Consider the following 2,154-nt stretch of genomic DNA (forward strand, 5'->3'; position numbering starts at 1 on the left):
GTCGTGCATGACGGCGAGGTCGAGCCCGTCACCTCGAAACTGAAGACCTTGGGGCTAGGCGCCTCGCTTCAGGAAACCGTCGCTGCAAATCCGGAGACCATCAAGGCCGCCGAGTTTTCGGCAGCTTCTGCTAAGCAAGAATCCGGGACCCTGCGCTGGTTGCTCGGCATCAATGCACTTCTGTTCGTGGTGGAAATGACTGCCGGTCTGATCGCTCGGTCCACCGGCCTGATTGGAGAATCCCTGGACAATTTTGCCGATGCGGCGGTGTACGGGCTTGCCCTTTATGCGGTTGGACATAGCGTGAAAATGCAGGTACGTGCCGCGCATCTTGCTGGTGTACTGCAACTGATCTTGGCTGTGGGCGTACTCATAGAGGTGGTGAGACGCTTTGTATTCGGTAGTGAGCCTGAATCGCTGGTGATGATGGCTATCGCATTCGTCGCATTGATTGCCAATACCAGTTGTCTGCTGCTCATATCCAAACATCGGGAGGGCGGGGCGCACATGAAGGCAAGCTGGATATTCTCGGCCAACGACGTGGTGATCAACCTGGGGGTCATCACCGCCGGCGCTCTGGTCGCGTGGACCGGGTCCAATTATCCGGATCTGATTATCGGCACCATCGCGGGGGTAATTGTACTTAACGGTGCTAGACGCATTCTGGCGCTCAAGGATTAAGCAATGTCCATTTTTGGCAAACATCTGTCACCGTACGCTCTGTTGTCCATCTCCGGCCTGCTGGCAGCGTCTGATCAGGCCGTAAAATGGCTGGTGCAACAATCAATGGCATATGGCGAGTCTATTTCAGTGACCTCATTCTTTAACTGGGTACACGTATGGAATACCGGTGCCGCATTCAGTCTTTTTGCGAATGGTGGAGGCTGGCAGCGCTACTTTTTTATCGGAATCGCGGTAGTGGTCTCGATTTTTCTGATCAAGCTGATCCTTGAAAATCGTCATAAAGGAGAAGCCATCGCTTACAGTCTTATCCTCGGTGGCGCCATGGGCAACCTGATTGACCGGGTCTTTCGCGGCTATGTTGTGGATTCCTTTGATTTCTATTGGCGAGACTGGCATTGGCCGGCCTTCAACCTGGCTGATATTGCAATTGTCCTCGGTGCCTTACTTTTAGTTTCCAGCAGCTTGTTGGGTAAAAAAGCAAACACCAATGCCGAGTCGGATGGATCTGACTGACACCTACGCCTATACAACACCATGACCGAACTTCCCGACAACATCCTTCACCTGCCGCAATACCAAGTACTGGGCTGCAAATCAACCGACGACGAAATGCACTTCCAGGTGGACGTGCCCGATCCCATCGCCTGCGAGGAATGCGGCGTGCAGGGTGAGTTCGTACGGTTCGGCAAGCGTGACGTTCCCTATCGTGATCTGCCCATCCACGGCAAGCGGGTCACTCTCTGGGTGGTCCGCCGCCGATACACCTGCCGGGCCTGCAAGACAACATTCAGGCCCCAGCTACCGGAGATGGTGGACGGATTCCGTATGACACTGCGGCTGCATGAGTACGTGGAGAAGGAATCCTTCAACCACCCCTACACCTTTGTGGCGGCACAGACCGGCCTGGACGAGAAGACGGTGCGCGACATCTTCAACGCCCGCGCCGAGTTGCTGGGGCGCTGGCACCGCTTCGAGACGCCCCGCATCCTGGGCATTGACGAGCTATACCTGAACAAGCGCTACCGCTGCATTCTGACCAACATTGAGGAGCGAACCCTGCTCGACCTGCTGGCCACCCGCCGCCAGGACGTGGTGACCAACTACCTGATGAAGCTGAAAGACCGGCAGAAGGTCGAGATCGTCAGTATGGACATGTGGAACCCCTACCGGGCAGCGGTCAAGGCTGTGCTGTCCCAGGCCCGTATCGTGGTCGATAAGTTCCATGTGGTGCGCATGGCCAACGATGCCCTAGAGAGAGTGCGCAAGGGCCTCAGAAAGGAGCTGAAACCGTCCCAGAGCCGGACTCTCAAGGGAGACCGGAAAATCCTGCTGAAACGCGCTCACGAAGTCTCAGACCGGGAGCGCCTCATCATGGAGACCTGGACAGGCGCGTTCCCGCAACTGCTGGCCGCCTACGAGCACAAGGAGCGCTTCTACGGCATCTGGGACGCCACCACACGGCTCCAGGCA

General features: G+C 56.6%; 3 protein-coding genes. All 3 read left to right on the forward strand.

Translation table 11 applies throughout. The annotated features are described in order from the left end of the window. On the forward strand, positions 1 to 681 hold a 681-nt coding region (locus tag A9479_RS19375), incomplete at its 5' end, for a cation transporter (RefSeq protein ID WP_197487280.1). A 3-nt stretch (positions 682 to 684) separates the two neighbouring features. Then, positions 685 to 1,197: a signal peptidase II gene (gene lspA / locus A9479_RS19380; protein ID WP_004813174.1), complete on the forward strand. Its 513-nt coding sequence runs from the start codon at positions 685 to 687 to the stop codon at positions 1,195 to 1,197. 21 nt (positions 1,198 to 1,218) lie between these two features. Then, on the forward strand, positions 1,219 to 2,154 hold a 936-nt coding region (locus A9479_RS19385), incomplete at its 3' end, for an ISL3-like element ISPpu12 family transposase (RefSeq protein ID WP_064664321.1).

The organism is Pseudoalteromonas sp. MQS005, assembly GCF_001661605.1.
GTDB classification, from domain to species: Bacteria; Pseudomonadota; Gammaproteobacteria; order Enterobacterales; family Alteromonadaceae; genus Pseudoalteromonas; species Pseudoalteromonas tetraodonis.